Below are 19427 nucleotides of genomic sequence, written 5' to 3' on the forward strand. Positions count from 1 at the left end.
GCCGGTAAGATTAACGCAATTCAGCGCGAACGCGCTCAAGATCTTCAGGGGTGTCTACGCCCGTGCCGGGGACTTCCTCAGCAACGGCAACGTGAATTTTCTCGCCGTACCAGAGCACGCGGAGCTGCTCCAGCATTTCGATATGCTCCAGCGGACTCGGGGCCCAGGCCACATAACGGCGAATAAAGCCGGCGCGATAGCCGTAGATCCCAATATGACGCAGGAAGGTATCACCGATGGTCTCTTTAGAAAGCGCAAAGCGATCGCGATCCCACGGGATCGTGGCACGGGAGAAATAGAGCGCATAGCCTTCCGCATCCATGACGACCTTCACCGCATTCGGGTTGAAAGCTTCTTCTGCATGATGAATGGGTACCGCCAGCGTGGCCATTCCGACCTGACGCTGCGCCAGGTTTTCGGCCACCTGACGGATAATGACAGCGGGGATCATCGGCTCGTCACCCTGCACGTTTACGATAACCGTATCATCACTGAAACCGCATTTCTCAACCACTTCCGCCAGACGCTCGGTGCCGGACTGGTGATCTGCGCGGGTCATGCATACCTCACCGCCTGCCGCCTCAACCGCACGAGCGACATCCGGATGATCGGTGGCAACAATCACGCGGTCAGCACCGGATTCACGCGCACGTTCAAGGACATGCACGATCATCGGCTTGCCATTGATATCCACCAGCGGTTTACCCGGCAGACGGGTTGAAGCGTAACGCGCAGGAATAATGACAACAAAACTCATGGTTTGCTCTCTTCTGCCACCAGGGAACGGGCTTCGTTTTCCAGCAATACCGGAATATCGTCACGCAGCGGGAAAGCCAGGCTGTCCAGCTTGCAAATGAGCTCTTGTTTGTCCTGGCTGTAGTAGAGTTTGCCGTTGCATACCGGGCAGGCAATAATTTCAAGTAAACGGTGATCCATAGTTCCTCCGTATGGGTAATCGCTAAAGCTTAACACATTCCTTTTTCAGGGCGTGCCTGTTTCCCAGCCACTTCGACAGGATGTAAACAATCCGTCAGGTACCTGGCCCAGCGTCACGTCGTCGGCCCCCTGCCAGCGCGCGAATTCGCTAATGGCGGACGTTAACCCTTTTTCCAGGCTCGCCGTCACCCTCACGCCCTCTTGCAAATAAAGCGCAATGATTTCAAGCGTGCCGGTCTTGCGGTGCATTTTGGCATCCATGCGCCCGACCAGCTGCCCCTTATGCAGGAGCGGTAAAACAAAGTAGCCATACTGGCGCTTTGGGGCCGGGGTATAACATTCCAGCCGGTAGCTGAAATCAAAGAGTTGCTCGGCGCATTTTCTGTCCCAGACGACCGGGTCGAAAGGCGACAATACTGCGCTGTGGGTCGCCTGCAGTTTCCCCTCCAGGGCCTGAGGCAATAGCGGGAGGAGATCCGCATGTAGCCACATTTCGCCCAGCGTTTCCACGGTAACGGGAATGACGCGCTGTTCGCGTTGCCACATGTCCAGCAGCGGTTTCAGCGCGGGCTGGCGCAGGCGATAATAATCTGCCAGCCATTGCGAGCGAAAAATCCCCAGGCTGCGGGCGCTGTTTTCTAACATAATGGCCTCGGCCGCCTCCTGAGTAAGCAGGTCGCGCTCGTCGTCCCAGTGGGGCATCACGCGATGCGTGAGGTCGTAGACGCGTTGAAAATTACGCCGCTCAATCACCATGACTTTGCCTGAGGTAAACAGGCCTTCGAGATGACGCTTGTGCGGCTTCCACTCCCACCAGCCGCTTGTACCTTTGCGCGGGTGTTCAAAATCGGCGGAGCGTACAGGACCGTTTTCCTGAATATGCGCGATGAGCTGCTCTATTTCAGCCGCATGTTCCTGCATCCACGCCTGCCGGTATTTCCAGCCCATCTTTTCCGGCGCAAGCATACGGTGACGCACAAGGGCAAAATCGCTGCGGGGAAGGAAGCAGGCTTCGTGCGCCCAGTACTCCATCAACTCCCCCTTGCTGAGCGCCTCATCCAGCCACTGAGAAGGATAGCTCCCCAGGCGGCTGAACAGCACCAGGTAAGGGCTACGTGCCACAATATTAATGGTGTCGATCTGGAGTAGCGACATGCGCTGTACGGTAGAGAGAATATCGGCAGGCTGCGCGCGGCGGCGGGGCTTTTTGAGCAGCCCCTGCGCGGCAAGGTGGAGATTACGTGCGGCTGAGAGCGAGAGTTGCGGTAAAGACATGCGTTTTCCTGTCAGTCAAAGCGCCACCAGAACCGCGTAAGCCTTTAGTGCACCAACGCAATCAGTTCCTTGAGCAAATGTTCCGGCTGCTCACCGCTGAGTTCGGCGTCAACCGGCAGATACCACCAGTTATCTTTCGCAAAGGCGCGGCATTTCACCGCATCTTTTTCGGTCATGATCAGCGACTGCCCGGGTACGGTCAGGGCAGCGACCTGCCCTTCCACCAGCGCCTGGTGGTCGGCCAGCGGAACGCGTTTTTCCAGCCGGGCACCACACTGTTCCAGCGTCGCGAAGAAGCGCGGCGGATGACCAATGCCCGCCATCGCTACCAGTGAAGGCAACTCTGAAACCGACCGGCGTTCACCCGTCACCAGGTTGATTGCCAGACCCGGCTGCAGGTGCATCGGGATTTCACCCGTTTTCGCCTCACCACCGTTCACGATCACCGCATCCACGGACGTCAGACGCGAAGCGCGTTCGCGCATGGGTCCGGCAGGTAACCACCAGCCGTTCCCAAAACGGCGAACCCCGTCGATGACCACAATCTCTTTATCTCGCGCCAGGGCATAATGCTGCAGACCATCGTCAGTGATAATGATCTGTACCGCATGTTCGGCAAGCAGGGCCCGGACGGCATCGCTGCGCACCGGGGAGACCGCAACAGGGGCGCCAGTACGCTGGAAAATCAATACCGGTTCATCACCCGCTTCAGCCGTCGTGGTTTCCGCTGTCAGCAACAGCGGGTAATGCGCCGCTTTACCACCATATCCCCGCGATACCACGCCCGGGCGTATACCGCGCTTTTGCAACTGCTCCACCAGCCAGATCACCACCGGCGTTTTGCCGTTGCCGCCCGCCGTAAGATTACCGACAACCACAACGGGCACCGGCGCGCGCCAGGCCCGCTTCACCCCAAGACGATAAAGCAGACGGATAATGCCGCTCACCAGGCCGTAGAGCCAGGAGAGCGGCAAAAGCAGCAGCCACAGCGGGGATTCACCGGACCAGATGCGTGCAATCATTCGCCGAACTGCATCTTATGAAGCTGAGCGTAAACGCCGCGGTGTTCCAGCAGATCAGCATGGCTTCCGCGTTCAACAATGACCCCATCCTCAACCACGACGATTTCATCAGCCTGCTCGATAGTCGACAGACGGTGTGCAATCACCAGCGAGGTGCGGTTCTTTTGCAGCTCATCCAGCGCCGACTGAATCGCGCGTTCAGATTCCGTATCCAGCGCAGAGGTCGCTTCGTCCAGGATTAGGATCGGGCTGTCGCGCAGCAGCGCTCGGGCAATGGCGATACGCTGACGCTGCCCACCGGAGAGCAGTACACCGTTCTCGCCGATGATGGTATCCAGACCGTTATCCATCTTGTTGATAAAGTCCATGGCGTAGGCCATACGTGCGGCGTTCTCAATCTGCTCGCGGCTGTACTCTTCAGTGCGTGCATAAGCAATATTGTTTGCCACGGTATCGTTGAACAGGTGCACGTTCTGGGAGACCAGCGCCACCTGGTTACGGAGCGACTGCAGGGTATACTCCCGCAGATCGTGACCGTCTAACAGAATTTCACCTTCGTCAATGTCGTAGAAACGGGTGATCAGGCTGGCAATGGTCGATTTACCCGAGCCGGAACGGCCTACCAGCGCAACGGTTTTCCCCGCCGGAATGGTCAGGTTGATATTGCGCAGAGCCGGTGTTTCGCGGCCAGGATAGGTAAAGGTCACATTGCGGAACTCAACGTCGCCGTTCGCGCGCTCAATGACGCGTTTGCCTTCATCTTTTTCCTGTTCGGAATCCAGAATGCTGAAAAGGGTCTGACAGGCCGCCATCCCACGCTGGAACTGGGCGTTGACGTTTGTCAGTGATTTCAGCGGACGCATCAGGGCGATCATTGAGGAGAAGACCACGGTGATGGTACCCGCCGTCAGCGTCTCCATGACGCTCGGGAAGCTTGCCGCATACAGAACGAACGCCAGCGCCAGTGAGGCAATCAGCTGAATAATCGGGTCGGAGATAGAAGAGGCCGAGACCATTTTCATCCCCTGCAGACGCATTTTGTTGCTCACTTTATCAAAGCGTTTGGTTTCAACGTCCTGACCACCAAAAATCAGCACTTCTTTATGCCCTTTCAGCATCTGCTCTGCGCTGGTAGTCACCTGCCCCATCGTATTCTGCATATTCTTGCTGATATTACGGAAGCGTTTTGAGACGACGCGGATAGCAATAGAAACCACAGGTGCCAGAACGATAAGGATGAGCGACAGCTGCCAGCTGTAGTAGAACATCATCACGAACAGGCCGATAATCGACGCGCCCTCGCGCACAACCGTAATCAGCGCGCTGGAAGAGGAAGAGGCAACCTGCTCGGAGTCGTAGGTGATCCGCGACAGCAGCGTCCCGGTTGACTGCTTGTCAAAGAACGCAACCGGCATGCCCATCATGTGACTGAACAGCCGACGGCGCATGGTCATCACCACTTTCCCGGATACCCAGGAAATGCAGTAGCTGGAGATATAGCTGGTGATACCGCGTAAGATCATCAGTCCGATAACCACCAGAGGCATCCATAGCAGCACTGAGCGATCCGTTTTACCAAAACCGTCGTCCAGTAACGGTTTGAGAAGCGATAGCATAAAGGTATCGCTGGCTGCGTTGAGGATTAACGCTACACCCGCCACGATCAAGCCTGCTTTAAAAGGGGCAATCATCGGCCAGAGTCGGCGGAACGTTTGCCACGTGGAGAGATCTTTGTCGTTATGCATTCAAAAAACCAGCATTGTTGAAATAGCCGCATATTCTACCCGTTATCGACGGGCGCGCCAAACCACTGATGATACCAACGTGGTAAAATTTGCTCTCGCAAGCGCCGGATTTGCCAGTGATGTTGCGAGAATGTCACCGATATTTGTCCTGAATGAGGGGTATCGTGCCAGATATACCCCTCTTTTCGATAACGTCGAACGACTTTTGCCGACGGGAAATGCCATGCGTTATAGCGGGCCGCAGAATCCAGGGCGATTTGTCCTTCCACCCGCTGTACCAGCGGCAATGAAGACGAGGTATTGCTGCCATGATGGGGGACCTGTATGAGCGTGGCGCTCAGATGACGCCAGTAATGGCTAAGCATAGCCTGTTCCGCCTGCACTTCAATGTCCCCTGTTAGCAGAACGCTTTGCTCCCCATCGTCCACCTTTACCACACAGGAATGGTTATTCCCCTGGGCCGGGTAATTTTCAGGAGGCCAATGGACGGTGAAGGTTAATCCCTGCCATTCCCATTTTTGCCCACGAAAACAAGGGCGGTGCCCCGTCCTGCGTAACGGACTTCTTACCCATATATCCGGCCATGCTTTTTGCAACGACGCGAGGCCTCCTGCATGGTCGAGGTGTTCATGACTGAGAATCACTCCTTCTGGCCGTAGGTGATGCCAGCGAAGCCAGGGAATAATTAACCGCTGCGCGCTGTCTCCGCCCGGCCAGGCGAGCCCGGTATCAAAGAGAATGGCTTTTCCCTGCCTTTCAATCACCATGGACAGCCCCTGCCCCACGTCCAGCATATGCAGCGTCCAGCTCTCGCTTTTTTCCGCTCGCCAGAGGGGAAATGTCAGTAAGACGCTGCCTGCAAAACAAATGGCAGGAACGGTTTTCCAGGCACGAAAACGCCAGGCAATAATACTCAACCACAGCAGTAATGCCATGATTTGCCAGCGTTGATCAACATTCTGCCAGCCATCTGGCAGGCGCATCAGTAGCCAGAAGAGTCCCGCAAGCGACTTATCGGCGGCAAACCAGATGGCACTTTCTACCGCAGCCAGCGGTAGCAAATGGAGCAGCATACCGAGCAGGATCAGCGGGACGGAGACAAACGTTACCAGGGGAACGGCAAAGAGATTCGCGACCAGGGAGGAGAAGCTGAAGCCATGGAAAATCAGAACCTGTAACGGCATGAGCAGCAGCAACATCCCGACCTGCAGATAAATCAGGTTCAGTAGCGGTCGCATCCGTCGTGTCCAATTCCAGTCGGTAAGAGGCAGCCACTGAAACCAGAAAATCAGCGCGGCGACGGCAAAGGCTGACAGAACCAAACTCTGCGAAAGTACGGCCAGGGGATCGTTAATCAGTATCGCCGCGATGCAGCAACTCCAAACCTGCCAGGGAGACCATTGACGGCCAGTAATCCGCAACAGAGCAAGCACCGCAAGGGCGATGATCGTCCTCAGCGCAGGCGGTTGCAGACCGGTAAGCCAGGCGTAGAAAGCAGCAAAGAACAACCCGGCAAGGAGAGGCATTTTCCAGTGGACGCGGTGGCTGGGTAATAAAAACTGGAGTCCACGTGCAAGTAACCAGACGAGAGAGGCTGCCAGCGCGATATGCAGACCCGAAATCGCCATCAGATGCAACGTGCCGGTTTCCCGCATCAGGTCTTTTATTTCACGGGGTACTTCCAGGCGTTCTCCCATCCCAAGCCCCAGGATAACCGCTCCCCATCGGTAAGCTGAAAGTCGGTTTTGCAGCGACATCAGATATTGCGCTCGCAGGCTGCAGCGCCCGTCGACGATCTCCGCACGGGTGAAGCGCCCGCTCAGCGTTTGATGTCGGGCAAAAGCGCTGCGCTGAGAATCATAACCGCCGTCGTTGAGTTCGCCGTGTGCAGGCCTGAGCCTGAGCGTCACGCTCCAGCGCTGCCCTGCACACGCCTTTTGCGGCAGATAATTGCCATACAGCGTTACGCCGGTAGAGGCCCACCAGCGCTTGCCATTGACGCTTAGAATGCTTCCCTGATGTTGAGTGGCGCCGTCGGTCGCGGTGAGCTCTATCTCAGCCTGCACGGCCCCCGTTGTTAAATGCTGCATCGGCCAGACGCTCTCCTGCGCGGCCAAAATGCCCCAGGCACAAAATAACAGCGTCATACCCGCATACCTCAGTCGACTGTTTTGCCATACCGCTAGCACTATCCCGCCAGCCAACATTGCCCACACGGTGTAGGGGGAAGGCAGTTCAGGTAACCAGAGTAACGGAACTATCGCCAGAATGGCGCAGATGCTAAGCGCGGGAATTCCCATTGCTACCTCCCTGTTTCAGGGTGGCAGTATGCAAGCAAGCTGAGCGGTCGTCAGGTGTGAAGAATACGATTTACGGCAAGCGCAGCAAGGTATTTAACGGGTTGCAGAAAACGAAACGGAAAATGCGGGGCACCTTCAGAAAGAAAGCGACGGGTACAAAAAAAGCACCCGCAGGTGCTTTCTTTCGAACCCAGTTTAACCGGCTGGCTAAACTCAGTTGCCGTAAATATTGGCGCGATCGCGCAGTTCTTTACCCGGCTTAAAGTGTGGAACGTACTTACCTTCCAGCTCGACTTTATCGCCAGTTTTCGGGTTACGCCCGGTACGTGGAGCACGATAGTGCAGAGAAAAACTACCGAAACCGCGGATTTCAATGCGCTCGCCCTGGGCAAGAGTGGAGGCCATATGCTCCAGCATCTCTTTTACGGCATCTTCCACTGCCTTGGCAGGGATATGCGGTTGCTGACTGGCAAGTCTTTCAATCAATTCTGACTTGGTCATGATTCCTCCGGTTCCTTTCAAACCAATTAGCTGAACAGCTCATTAAACAAGGGCGGCCGTAGCCGCCCTTTGTTATTGATTACAGGACGAATCCTGTAATCTGTCAAGTTTGCTCCTCATCCTTCGCGCTGTAAATGCGTTACAGCGCAAATGATGCTGAGAACCTGATATTACTCGCCTTTAGCTGCTTTGAAAGCTTCAGCCATTGCGTTGTTAGAGAAGTTTGCATCTTCCTGTTTGTTAACAGTTGCGATTGCATCTTTCTCATCAGCTTCGTCTTTAGCACGAACAGACAGGCTGATTGCACGGTTCTTACGGTCAACACCGGTGAACTTAGCTTCAACGTCGTCGCCTACGTTCAGAACCAGAGTGGCATCTTCAACGCGGTCACGGGAAGCTTCAGAAGCGCGCAGGTAACCTTCAACGCCGTCAGCCAGTTCTACGGTTGCGCCTTTCGCGTCAACTGCAGTGACTTTACCGTTTACGATTGCGCCTTTCTTGTTCAGTGCAACCCAGTTGTTGAACGGATCTTCTGCGAGCTGTTTAACGCCCAGGGAGATACGCTCACGCTCTGCGTCAACCTGCAGAACAACTGCAGCGATTTCGTCGCCTTTTTTGTATTCACGAACTGCTTCTTCGCCTGCAACGTTCCAGGAGATGTCAGACAGGTGAACCAGGCCATCGATGCCGCCGTCCAGGCCGATGAAGATACCGAAGTCAGTGATAGACTTGATTTTACCTTCAACACGGTCGCCCTTGTTGTGGGTTTCCGCGAACTGCTGCCATGGGTTGTTTTTGCACTGCTTCAGGCCCAAGGAGATACGACGACGTTCTTCGTCGATATCCAGAACCATCACTTCCACTACATCACCAACGTTAACAACTTTGGATGGGTGGATGTTTTTGTTGGTCCAGTCCATTTCGGAAACGTGCACCAGACCTTCAACGCCTTCTTCGATTTCAACGAAGCAGCCGTAGTCAGTCAGGTTGGTTACGCGACCAGTCAGTTTAGTCCCTTCTGGGTAACGCTTAGCGATAGCTACCCATGGATCTTCGCCCAGCTGTTTCAGGCCGAGGGATACACGAGTACGCTCGCGGTCGAACTTCAGCACTTTAACAGTGATTTCGTCGCCCACGTTCACGATTTCGCTTGGGTGCTTAACGCGTTTCCACGCCATGTCGGTGATGTGCAGCAGGCCATCAACGCCGCCCAGGTCAACGAATGCGCCGTAGTCAGTGAGGTTCTTAACGATACCTTTGACTTCCATGCCTTCCTGCAGGTTTTCCAGCAGCTGATCGCGTTCTGCGCTGTTTTCGGATTCGATAACGGCACGACGGGAAACAACAACGTTGTTACGCTTCTGGTCCAGCTTGATTACTTTGAACTCAAGCTCTTTGCCTTCCAGGTGCAGGGTGTCACGAACTGGACGAACGTCTACCAGAGAACCTGGCAGGAACGCACGAATACCATTCAGCTCAACAGTGAAGCCACCTTTAACTTTGCCGTTGATAACACCGACCACAGTTTCAGCTTCTTCGTAAGCTTTTTCCAGCGTGATCCATGCTTCGTGACGTTTCGCTTTCTCACGAGAAAGCAGGGTTTCACCGAAGCCGTCTTCTACTGCGTCCAGAGCAACGTCAACTTCGTCGCCAACCTGGATTTCCAGCTCGCCCTGGGCGTTTTTGAACTGCTCTGCCGGAATGGCGGACTCAGATTTCAGACCGGCGTCAACCAGTACTACGTCTTTGTCGATAGCAACAACAACACCGCGAACGATGGAACCCGGGCGGGTTTCGATTTCTTTTAAGGATTCTTCAAACAGTTGAGCAAAAGATTCAGTCATGTTTAATCTTCAGGTTAATATTAACGTCCACCTGGCTCCATGCCGGATGGGGTTGTTTCACATACCCGCCGTCAATCCATTGCAGCGGGGGTACTGCTAAATCGGTCGCGATTACGCGAGTGCCAGTTTTTGGCGCGCATATTGTAGCGCTTTTTCAATCACTTGCTCAATAGTTAAACTGGTTGAATCCAGAACTAATGCATCTTCTGCTGGAACAAGTGGGGCGACGGCGCGGTTACGATCGCGGTCATCGCGCTCTTTTATCTCGGATAAAAGGCGATCAAAGTTAACACTAAACCCCTTTTCCTGCAACTGAAGCATGCGGCGTTGAGCGCGTTCTTCCGAAGAGGCGTCAAGGAAAATTTTCACAGGTGCATCAGGGAATACCACGGTTCCCATATCGCGTCCGTCCGCGATCAAACCCGGTGCTTCACGGAACGCGCGCTGACGACGTAACAGCGCCTCACGAACGCGCGGGAAGGCCGCTACCTGAGAGGCCGCATTCGCCACTTCCTGAGTACGGATTTCCCCGCTCACGTCTTCCCCTTCAAGGATGACTTCCAGGTTGCCATTGGTCGACACGAAACGCACATCAAGATGCGCAGCCAGCGGAACCAGCGCTTCTTCTGACGCCACGTCCACATGATGATGCAGCGCAGCCAGGGCCAGCACGCGATAGATTGCTCCCGAATCTAAAAGATGCCATTGCAATGCTTCCGCCATCGCTTTGCACAGAGTCCCTTTCCCTGCGCCACTCGGCCCGTCAATGGTGATTACCGGGGCAATTGCCGTCATCTTTTTCTCCTTAAATAAGGCATACCGTTTACATGAACGCCGCGCATTATACGCGTCAACGTGCGCAACTGTTACCTTTGCGTGCAAATTACGGATTGATTGAAGCAGAGTGTAGAAGAAATGAACGGAAGTGTTCGTCAGGAAGCGTAAGGAAATGCCGCATCAGGTGATGCGGCAAGCGTCATCAGGCCAGCGTGCTAATGCGTGCCAGCTGTTCAAAGTAGTCCGGGAACGTTTTCGCCGTACATTTCGGATCGAGAATGGTCACAGGCGTGTCGGACAGTGCCACCAGCGAGAAGCACATCGCCATACGGTGATCGTTGTAGGTGCCGATCTCGGCAACCTGCAGTTTTGCAGGAGGCGTGACGCGAATGTAGTCTTCGCCCTCTTCCACCTCTGCGCCGACCTTACGCAGCTCAGTCGCCATCGCAAACAGACGGTCAGTCTCTTTTACGCGCCAGTTGTAGATGTTACGCAGCGTGGTGGTGCCTTTTGCAAACAGCGCCGCCGTGGCAATGGTCATCGCCGCATCCGGAATATGGTTCATGTCCATGTCGATGGCCTTCAGCTCGCCGTGAGTACAGGAAATGAAGTCATCACCCCAGGTCACAACCGCGCCCATTTTTTCCAGCACGTCCGCAAAACGAATGTCACCCTGCACGCTGTTGCGACCAATACCGGTCACCTTCACGGTACCGCCTTTGATCGCGCCTGCAGCCAGGAAGTAAGATGCCGACGAGGCGTCGCCTTCAACAAGATAGCTGCCCGGAGACTGGTACTGCTGCGCCCCACGCACGACAAAACGCTGATAAGACTGGTTTTCCACCTCAACGCCGAAGGTTTTCATCAGGTGCAGCGTGATATCAATATACGGTTTGGAGACCAGCTCACCTTTAATCGTGATAACCGTATCCTGCGGCGCCAGCGGCGCGGTCATCAGCAGTGCGGTGAGGAACTGGCTGGAGACGCTGCCGTCAACCTCGACGTGACCGCCGGTAAAGCCCCCGCGCAGACGCAGTGGCGGATAATTTTCCTGCTCCAGATACTCGATCTGCGCGCCGCCCTGACGCAGGGCATCCACCAGATGGCCAATCGGACGCTCTTTCATGCGCGGCTCGCCGGTCAGCACAATGTTGTTGCGCCCAAGACACAGGGCCGCCGCCAGCGGACGCATCGCGGTACCCGCGTTGCCCAGAAACAGCTCAAGCTCTTCACCCGTCTGCAGCGCGCCGCCGTTGCCGGTCACTTCGCAGCGGGTACGATCGTCAGAGAGTGTGTAATGAACGCCCAACGCTTTCAGCGCATTGAGCATATGGCGCACGTCATCGCTGTCCAGCAGGTTTGTAAGGACGGTGGTGCCGTTTGCCAGTGCTGCCAGCAGCAGAGCGCGGTTCGAGACACTTTTTGAACCAGGCAGATTAATGGTGCCATCTACCCGCGCGATAGGTTGTAACGTCAGGGATTCCATGAAAACTTAACTCTCAACTCAACATAATAAAAACCCCGCAGCAGGGCTACGGGGGTGAAAACAGCGCGATTAACCGTGGCGACGTTCGAAGTCGATCATGAAATCGGTCAGCGCTTTAACGCCTTCCAGCGGCATCGCGTTATAGATGGAGGCACGCATGCCGCCCACGACACGGTGACCTTTCAGCGCGTGCAGGCCGGCCGCGAAGGATTCTTCCAGGAACACTTTATCCAGGTTGCTATCCGCCAGCTGGAACGGCACGTTCATGCGGGAACGGTTAGCTTTCGCCACGTCGTTGCGGTAGAAATCGCTCTTGTCGATGACGCCATACAGCAGTTCGGCTTTCTGCTGATTCACTTTGTCCATCTGCGCCACGCCGCCGTTTTGCTTCAGCCATTTGAAGACCAGGCCGGAGAGGTACCAGGCAAACGTCGGTGGGGTGTTGAACATAGAATCGTTGTCGTTCAGCACGGTGTAATCAAGAATGGACGGGCACGATGTATGCGCTTTACCCAGCAGGTCTTCACGCACGATAACAATCGTCAGGCCCGCAGGGCCGATATTTTTCTGCGCGCCCGCGTAGATCACGCCATAACGGCTGACGTCAATTGGTGCAGAAAGAATGGTGGAGGAGAAGTCAGCGGCAACCACGACGTCTTTACCGAAGTTCGGCGTCTCGTCGATGGCAATCCCGTCAATGGTTTCGTTCGGGCAATAGTGCAAATACGCTGCGTTATCAGAAAGCTGCCATTCGCTCATTGGCTTCACGGCGCGCAGGCCGTCAACGGTCACTTTGGCGTCAATCACATTCGGCGTGCAGTATTTGTGCGCTTCTTTCACCGCACTGGCCGCCCAGTAGCCTGCGTCAACGTAGTCTGCCGTCGTTTTATCGCCCAGGATGTTTAGCGGTACGCCTGCAAACTGGCCGCGCCCGCCGCCGTGACAGAACAATACTTTGTAGTTCGAGGGAATATTCAGCAGATCGCGAAAATCCTTTTCTGCCTCTTCCGCCACCTGAATAAACTCTTTACCCCGGTGGCTGATTTCCATCACCGACGTTCCCAGACCGTTCCAGTCACAAAGTTCCTGTTGAGCCTGTTTAAGCACGTCTGCCGGTAACATTGCCGGACCTGAACTGAAATTAAAGACTTGAGCCATTTCCCCTCACCACGCTAAAAGCCATAAGTTATAACTGTGGATATCGGTTTTATCATTCAGTGACACGCGCCGCAATGTCTAAAACTTATGACCCGTGAAATGTGCCCCACGTCACACAAAACAATCTGCCGCCTCGCCAGGACAAAACCGACAAAATGGCTGTCAGGTGATGCGTTTAGCCCGGCTAACCTTCGTCCATTCCGGATTTGCACAGCGGGGGCATAATTGACGATCCCCTGGCTGCATCGCGACGACATGGCTACATCTCACGCAGGCATACTCGCCTGACTCAGGTACGGTTCTGAAACGCTCGACCAGCATATCCGGCAGGATGCACAGTCCCGGCCTCACCTCATCGTCAGAATAGTAATAGACGCTGATCTGCCCGTTGGTCTCCATGATCGCCAGACGCACCTGCCCGAGCTGTTCCACGCTGTTGAGGCGTAGCTCCATAAAAAACTCAAACTCGGTCATATTGGCGCTTTGCACATTTTCCCAGGCCAGCTGACCGTCCTCGACGATAACGACCGGCTTCCCTTCAAGCAGATCTTCCAGCTTTTCACTTTTGACATCAGCCACATGACAAGGCGGTAAAGCAGCGCCAGTGTGACAAAAACGATAAATACCGGCACCATCGGCACATCATCATAGAAGGCGACATCCCCCGCCGCGGAACCCAGCGTCAGGATGATCAATACTTCAAAAAGCGACATCTGCCGCACGCCGCGACGACCGGTGATTTTAAGAAACAGGAAGACCAGAACGAAGGTATACAGACTACGCAGCGCCACTTCGCCTAAAAATTCAGGGGGGACTTTATCAAACGCCATCCGCTGGAGATCGAATGCTTTCATTTTTCTATGCCTTAACAGTGAGTTACTGACAATAAGCATAGCCCAGTCTTTTATTTTCGCCGGAGATAGCACCCGTCACGCAAAACCCGTATCATTGCGCGCTTTACGTACGATAAAAGTGAACGCCATGACTCAAACGTTTATCCCCGGCAAAGACGCCGCTCTGGAAGATTCCATCGCTCGCTTCCAGCAGAAACTGACCGACCTGGGTTTTAACATCGAAGAAGCCTCCTGGCTCAATCCGGTGCCGCATGTCTGGTCTGTGCATATTCGCGATAAAGACTGTGCCCTGTGCTTTACCAACGGTAAAGGCGCGACAAAAAAAGCGGCACTGGCCTCCGCGCTGGGTGAGTATTTTGAGCGTCTGTCCACCAACTATTTCTTTGCTGACTTCTGGCTGGGCGAAACCATCGCCAACGGCCCGTTCGTTCACTATCCGAACGAAAAATGGTTCCCGCTGACCGAAGACGATGAACTGCCGGAAGGAATTCTCGACGCGCGCCTGCGTGCCTTCTACGATCCGGAAAACGAACTGACCGCCAGCATGCTGATCGATCTGCAGTCCGGTAACGACGATCGCGGTATTTGCGCCCTGCCGTTTACCCGTCAGTCTGACGAGCAGACCGTCTATATCCCGATGAACATCGTCGGCAACCTGTATGTGTCTAACGGCATGTCCGCCGGTAACACCCGCAATGAAGCGCGCGTGCAGGGGCTGTCTGAAGTCTTCGAGCGTCATATCAAAAACCGCATTATTGCCGAATCCATCAGCCTGCCTGAAATTCCGGCAGAGGTGCTGGCGCGCTACCCGGGCGTGGTGGAATCCATCGCCAAGCTGGAAGCAGAAGGTTTCCCAATCTTTGCGTATGACGGCTCGCTGGGCGGCAAGTATCCAGTGATCTGCGTCGTGCTGTTTAACCCGACCAACGGCACCTGCTTCGCCTCCTTCGGCGCGCACCCGGACTTCGGCGTGGCGCTGGAGCGTACCGTTACCGAGCTGCTCCAGGGCCGTAGCCTGAAAGATCTCGACGTGTTTACGCCGCCAACGTTTGACGATGAAGAAGTGGCCGAGCATACCAACCTCGAAACTCACTTCATTGATTCCAGCGGCTTAATTTCCTGGGATATGTTCAAGAAGGACGCGGACTATCCGTTCGTGGACTGGAGCTTTGCCGGTACCACGGAAGAAGAGTTCGCGACGCTGATGGCGATCTTTAACGCGGAAGACCAGGAAGTGTACATTGCCGACTACGAGCATCTTGGCGTTTACGCGTGCCGCATCATCGTGCCTGGCATGTCTGATATCTATCCGGCGGAAGATCTGTGGCTGGCGAACAACAGCATGGGCGCGCATCTGCGTGAAACGCTGCTGGCTCTGCCGGGCAGCGAATGGGAGAAAGAGGATTATCTGAACCTGATCGCCCAGCTGGACGAAGAAGGCCATGATGATTTCACCCGCGTACGCGAACTCCTGGGCCTGGCGACCGGTAAAGACAACGGCTGGTACACCCTGCGCATCGGTGAGTTGAAAGCGATGCTGGCCCTGGCGGGCGGCGATCTGGATCAGGCCCTGGCCTGGACCGAGTGGACCATGGAGTTCAACCAGTCGGTCTTCTCTGCCGAGCGCACCAACTATTACCGCTGCCTGCAAACCCTGCTGCTGCTTGCACAGGAAGAGGATCGCGAACCGCTGCAATATCTGAATGCTTTCGTGCGTATGTACGGCGCTGAGGCCGTTGAAGCAGCCAGCGCAGCACTGAGCGGCGAAGCGCCGTTCTATGGCCTGCAGGCCGTTGATAGCGATCTGAAAGCCTTCCCGGCGCATCAGTCGCTGCTGAAGGCCTATGAAAAGCTGCAGAAAGCAAAAGCCGCTTACTGGTCAAAATAAGCGCATATAACATTACCAGCAGTAGGCGTATTCAATCGTCTGGGCTATATTACGGGGCAATTTCATTGCCCCTTTTTTTATTTCCTTCGGCAATGATTGTTGATTGTAATAATAAAGTTAAACACGGGTAAATATAATAATATTGATCTGGGCTTTACTGTTACTTTTTATGGTTAATACTCCATATTAATTAACTGATAAAGAGGTGGCCGAACGAAAAAATTCAACTCTTTTCATAACTTTTAAAATTTATTTTTATACGGATAATCAAATACTTACTCCGCATTTACTGTAAATCCATACACATTGCGGGCCTATAAGCCAGGCGAGATATGATCTATATCAATTTCTCTTCTATAATGCTTTGTTAGTATCTCGTCGCCGACTTAATAAAGAGAGAGTTAGTGTGAAAGCTGACAACCCTTTTGATCTTTTACTCCCTGCTGCGATGGCCAAAGTTGCCGAAGAAGCAGGTGTCTATAAAGCAACGAAACACCCGATGAAGACGTTCTATCTGGCGATCACGGCTGGTGTGTTCATCTCTATCGCTTTCGTCTTCTACATCACCGCCACTACCGGTACTGCCGGAATGCCTTTCGGCATGGCCAAACTGATTGGCGGCATTTGTTTCTCACTGGGTCTGATTCTTTGCGTTATTTGCGGCGCCGACCTCTTCACCTCAACGGTGCTGATTGTCGTGGCAAAGGCGAGCGGAAGAATTACCTGGGGTCAGCTGGCACGTAACTGGCTTAATGTTTACGTGGGTAACCTGGTTGGCTGTCTGCTCTTTGTTTTGTTGATGTGGCTTTCTGGCGAGTACATGACCGCCAACGGTGGCTGGGGCCTTAACGTCCTGCAAACTGCCGACCACAAAATGCACCACACATTTATCGAAGCCGTTGCTCTCGGCATCCTCGCGAACCTGATGGTCTGCCTGGCTGTATGGATGAGCTACTCAGGTCGTAGCCTGATGGACAAAGCCTTAATTATGGTTCTGCCGGTTGCGATGTTCGTTGCCAGCGGCTTTGAGCACAGTATCGCGAATATGTTCATGATCCCAATGGGCATTGTTATCCGCGACTTTGCGAGCCCGGAGTTCTGGACCGCAGTTGGTTCATCCCCGGAAAGTTTCTCTCACCTGACTATTATGAATTTCATTACTGATAACCTGATCCCTGTCACTATCGGGAACATTATCGGTGGGGGTCTGTTAGTTGGGTTGACATACTGGGTCATTTACCTGCGTGGCGACGATCATCATTGATGGTTTTCTCAGGCAGTAAATAAAAAATCCACTTAAGAAGGTAGGTGTTACATGTCCGAGCTTAATGAAAAGTTAGCCACAGCCTGGGAAGGTTTTGCGAAAGGTGACTGGCAGAATGAAGTAAACGTACGTGACTTCATTCAGAAAAACTATACCCCGTATGAAGGTGACGAATCCTTCCTGGCTGGCGCAACTGACGCGACCACCAAGCTGTGGGACAGCGTAATGGAAGGCGTTAAACTGGAAAACCGCACTCACGCGCCAGTTGATTTTGACACCTCCGTTGCTTCCACCATCACTTCTCACGATGCTGGCTATATCAACAAAGCCCTTGAGAAAATCGTTGGTCTGCAGACTGAAGCACCACTGAAACGCGCAATCATCCCGTTCGGTGGTATTAAAATGGTTGAAGGTTCCTGCAAAGCGTATAACCGCGAGCTGGACCCAATGCTGAAAAAAATCTTCACCGAATACCGCAAAACCCACAACCAGGGCGTATTCGATGTTTACACCAAAGACATTCTGAACTGCCGTAAATCTGGCGTTCTGACTGGTCTGCCAGATGCGTATGGCCGTGGCCGTATCATCGGTGACTACCGTCGCGTTGCGCTGTACGGTATCGACTTCCTGATGAAAGACAAGTACGCGCAGTTTGTTTCCCTGCAGTCCGATCTGGAAAACGGCGTAAACCTGGAAGCGACTATCCGTCTGCGTGAAGAGATCGCTGAACAGCACCGCGCGCTGGGTCAGATCAAAGAGATGGCTGCTAAATACGGCTGCGATATCTCTGGTCCTGCTACCAACGCTCAGGAAGCTATCCAGTGGACCTACTTCGGCTACCTGGCCGCAGTTAAATCTCAGAACGGCGCAGCAATGTCCTTCGGTCGTGTATCCACCTTCCTGGATGCCTATATCGAACGTGACCTGAAAGCAGGCAAAATAACCGAGCAAGACGCTCAGGAAATGATTGACCACCTGGTCATGAAACTGCGTATGGTTCGCTTCCTGCGTACCCCTGAATACGATGAGCTGTTCTCCGGTGACCCAATCTGGGCAACTGAATCCATCGGCGGTATGGGCGTTGACGGCCGTACTCTGGTGACCAAAAACAGCTTCCGCTTCCTGAACACCCTGTACACCATGGGTCCTTCTCCGGAGCCGAACATCACCGTTCTGTGGTCTGAAAAACTGCCTCTGAACTTCAAGAAATTCGCCGCTAAAGTGTCCATCGACACCTCTTCTCTGCAGTACGAGAACGATGACCTGATGCGTCCGGACTTCAACAACGACGATTACGCTATCGCTTGCTGCGTAAGCCCAATGGTTGTTGGTAAGCAAATGCAGTTCTTCGGTGCGCGTGCAAACCTGGCGAAAACCATGCTGTACGCAATCAACGGCGGCGTTGATGAAAAACTGAAAATGCAGGTTGGTCCTAAGTCTGAGCCGATCAAAGGCGATGTGCTGAACTATGACGAAGTCATGGAGCGCATGGATCACTTCATGGACTGGCTGGCGAAACAGTACGTCACTGCGCTGAACGTTATCCACTACATGCACGACAAGTACAGCTACGAAGCTTCTCTGATGGCGCTGCACGACCGTGACGTTATCCGCACCATGGCGTGTGGTATCGCAGGTCTGTCCGTTGCTGCTGACTCCCTGTCTGCAATCAAATATGCGAAAGTTAAACCAATTCGTGACGAAGACGGTCTGGCTATCGACTTCGAAATCGAAGGCGAATATCCGCAGTTTGGTAACAACGATTCTCGCGTTGATGACATGGCGGTTGACCTGGTAGAACGTTTCATGAAGAAAATTCAGAAACTGACTACCTACCGTAACGCTATCCCGACTCAGTCTGTTCTGACCATCACCTCTAACGTTGTGTATGGTAAGAAAACCGGTAACACCCCAGACGGTCGTCGTGCTGGCGCGCCATTCGGCCCAGGTGCAAACCCAATGCACGGTCGTGACCAGAAAGGTGCGGTTGCCTCTCTGACTTCTGTCGCTAAACTGCCGTTTGCTTACGCGAAAGATGGTATCTCTTACACCTTCTCTATCGTGCCAAATGCGCTGGGTAAAGACGACGAAGTGCGTAAAACTAACCTCGCGGGTCTGATGGATGGTTACTTCCACCACGAAGCGTCCATCGAAGGTGGTCAGCACCTGAACGTGAACGTCATGAACCGTGAAATGCTGCTCGACGCGATGGAACATCCTGAGAAATATCCTCAGCTGACCATCCGCGTATCTGGCTACGCAGTACGTTTTAACTCCCTGACGAAAGAACAGCAGCAGGACGTTATCACCCGTACTTTCACTCAGTCCATGTAAGTGGAATTGACTGAAATCACGCGTTAACAAGCGTACAATAAAG

The 19427-nt window shown here is 54.0% G+C and carries 14 protein-coding genes and 1 pseudogene; 3 read left to right on the forward strand and 12 right to left on the reverse strand.

Going from position 1 to position 19427, the window contains the following annotated elements:
• Positions 1–10: 10 nt before the first annotated feature.
• The 12 genes and pseudogenes from kdsB to B498_RS0121200 form a co-directional block, all read right to left on the reverse strand.
• A complete protein-coding gene (kdsB, locus tag B498_RS17880; RefSeq protein WP_008499959.1) occupies positions 11–757 on the reverse strand; it encodes a 3-deoxy-manno-octulosonate cytidylyltransferase in 747 nt (248 codons plus the stop codon).
• Positions 754–936 carry a protein YcaR gene (gene ycaR / locus B498_RS17875; protein ID WP_008499960.1) on the reverse strand — a complete coding sequence of 61 codons (183 nt, stop codon included), beginning with the start codon at positions 934–936 and terminating at the stop codon, positions 754–756. The genes kdsB and ycaR overlap by 4 nt, the downstream gene beginning before the upstream one ends.
• A gap of 45 nt (positions 937–981) precedes the next feature.
• Positions 982–2211: a winged helix-turn-helix domain-containing protein gene (locus B498_RS17870; protein ID WP_008499961.1), complete on the reverse strand. Its 1230-nt coding sequence runs from the start codon at positions 2209–2211 to the stop codon at positions 982–984.
• 44 nt (positions 2212–2255) lie between these two features.
• Positions 2256–3233: a tetraacyldisaccharide 4'-kinase gene (gene lpxK / locus B498_RS17865; RefSeq protein ID WP_008499962.1), complete on the reverse strand. Its 978-nt coding sequence runs from the start codon at positions 3231–3233 to the stop codon at positions 2256–2258.
• A complete protein-coding gene (msbA, locus tag B498_RS17860) occupies positions 3230–4978 on the reverse strand; it encodes a lipid A ABC transporter ATP-binding protein/permease MsbA (RefSeq protein WP_008499963.1) in 1749 nt (582 codons plus the stop codon). Before msbA ends, lpxK begins: the two co-directional genes overlap by 4 nt.
• Positions 4979–5013: 35 nt before the next feature.
• Complete coding sequence (locus tag B498_RS17855; protein ID WP_008499964.1) at positions 5014–7278, reverse strand: ComEC family protein; 2265 nt, start codon at positions 7276–7278, stop codon at positions 5014–5016.
• 213 nt (positions 7279–7491) lie between these two features.
• On the reverse strand, positions 7492–7779 hold the full coding sequence (gene ihfB, locus B498_RS17850; protein ID WP_008499965.1) for an integration host factor subunit beta: 288 nt from the start codon (positions 7777–7779) through the stop codon (positions 7492–7494).
• A gap of 170 nt (positions 7780–7949) precedes the next feature.
• Positions 7950–9623, reverse strand: a complete 1674-nt coding sequence (rpsA, locus tag B498_RS17845; protein ID WP_008499966.1) for a 30S ribosomal protein S1 — start codon at positions 9621–9623, stop codon at positions 7950–7952.
• Positions 9624–9734: 111 nt separating this feature from the next.
• Positions 9735–10418 (reverse strand): (d)CMP kinase, encoded by a 684-nt coding sequence (cmk, locus tag B498_RS17840; RefSeq protein WP_008499967.1) that lies wholly within the window; start codon positions 10416–10418, stop codon positions 9735–9737.
• Positions 10419–10602: 184 nt separating this feature from the next.
• Entirely contained in the window at positions 10603–11886 is a 1284-nt protein-coding gene (aroA, locus tag B498_RS17835) for a 3-phosphoshikimate 1-carboxyvinyltransferase (protein WP_008499969.1), read from the reverse strand.
• A gap of 69 nt (positions 11887–11955) precedes the next feature.
• Positions 11956–13044: a 3-phosphoserine/phosphohydroxythreonine transaminase gene (gene serC / locus B498_RS17830; RefSeq protein WP_021240877.1), complete on the reverse strand. Its 1089-nt coding sequence runs from the start codon at positions 13042–13044 to the stop codon at positions 11956–11958.
• Between the two features lie 162 nt (positions 13045–13206).
• Positions 13207–13898 (reverse strand): annotated as a pseudogene (locus B498_RS0121200) (DUF421 domain-containing protein).
• 127 nt (positions 13899–14025) lie between these two features.
• Here B498_RS0121200 and ycaO point away from each other — a divergent pair.
• The 3 genes from ycaO (at position 14026) to pflB (ending at position 19384) form a co-directional block, all read left to right on the forward strand.
• Positions 14026–15786 carry a 30S ribosomal protein S12 methylthiotransferase accessory factor YcaO gene (gene ycaO / locus B498_RS17825; protein WP_008499973.1) on the forward strand — a complete coding sequence of 587 codons (1761 nt, stop codon included), beginning with the start codon at positions 14026–14028 and terminating at the stop codon, positions 15784–15786.
• Between the two features lie 406 nt (positions 15787–16192).
• A complete protein-coding gene (gene focA, locus B498_RS17820) occupies positions 16193–17050 on the forward strand; it encodes a formate transporter FocA (protein ID WP_008499974.1) in 858 nt (285 codons plus the stop codon).
• Between the two features lie 51 nt (positions 17051–17101).
• Positions 17102–19384, forward strand: coding sequence for a formate C-acetyltransferase (gene pflB / locus B498_RS17815; protein WP_008499975.1), 2283 nt, complete (start codon positions 17102–17104; stop codon positions 19382–19384).
• Positions 19385–19427 lie beyond the last annotated feature (43 nt).

The sequence above is a fragment of the Enterobacter sp. SST3 genome (assembly GCF_000286655.1).
GTDB classification, from domain to species: domain Bacteria; phylum Pseudomonadota; class Gammaproteobacteria; order Enterobacterales; family Enterobacteriaceae; genus Enterobacter; species Enterobacter roggenkampii.

Bases quoted from the DNA above. Each gene is read 5' to 3' on its own strand.
- ycaR (WP_008499960.1), bottom strand. From the start codon at position 936: ATGGATCACCGTTTACTTGAAATTATTGCCTGCCCGGTATGCAACGGC.
- B498_RS17855 (WP_008499964.1), bottom strand. From the start codon at position 7,278: ATGGGAATTCCCGCGCTTAGCATCTGCGCCATTCTGGCGATAGTTCCG.
- msbA (WP_008499963.1), bottom strand. From the start codon at position 4,978: ATGCATAACGACAAAGATCTCTCCACGTGGCAAACGTTCCGCCGACTC.
- B498_RS17870 (WP_008499961.1), bottom strand. From the start codon at position 2,211: ATGTCTTTACCGCAACTCTCGCTCTCAGCCGCACGTAATCTCCACCTT.
- serC (WP_021240877.1), bottom strand. From the start codon at position 13,044: ATGGCTCAAGTCTTTAATTTCAGTTCAGGTCCGGCAATGTTACCGGCA.
- cmk (WP_008499967.1), bottom strand. From the start codon at position 10,418: ATGACGGCAATTGCCCCGGTAATCACCATTGACGGGCCGAGTGGCGCA.
- lpxK (WP_008499962.1), bottom strand. From the start codon at position 3,233: ATGATTGCACGCATCTGGTCCGGTGAATCCCCGCTGTGGCTGCTGCTT.
- ycaO (WP_008499973.1), top strand. From the start codon at position 14,026: ATGACTCAAACGTTTATCCCCGGCAAAGACGCCGCTCTGGAAGATTCC.
- pflB (WP_008499975.1), top strand. From the start codon at position 17,102: ATGTCCGAGCTTAATGAAAAGTTAGCCACAGCCTGGGAAGGTTTTGCG.
- kdsB (WP_008499959.1), bottom strand. From the start codon at position 757: ATGAGTTTTGTTGTCATTATTCCTGCGCGTTACGCTTCAACCCGTCTG.
- rpsA (WP_008499966.1), bottom strand. From the start codon at position 9,623: ATGACTGAATCTTTTGCTCAACTGTTTGAAGAATCCTTAAAAGAAATC.
- aroA (WP_008499969.1), bottom strand. From the start codon at position 11,886: ATGGAATCCCTGACGTTACAACCTATCGCGCGGGTAGATGGCACCATT.
- ihfB (WP_008499965.1), bottom strand. From the start codon at position 7,779: ATGACCAAGTCAGAATTGATTGAAAGACTTGCCAGTCAGCAACCGCAT.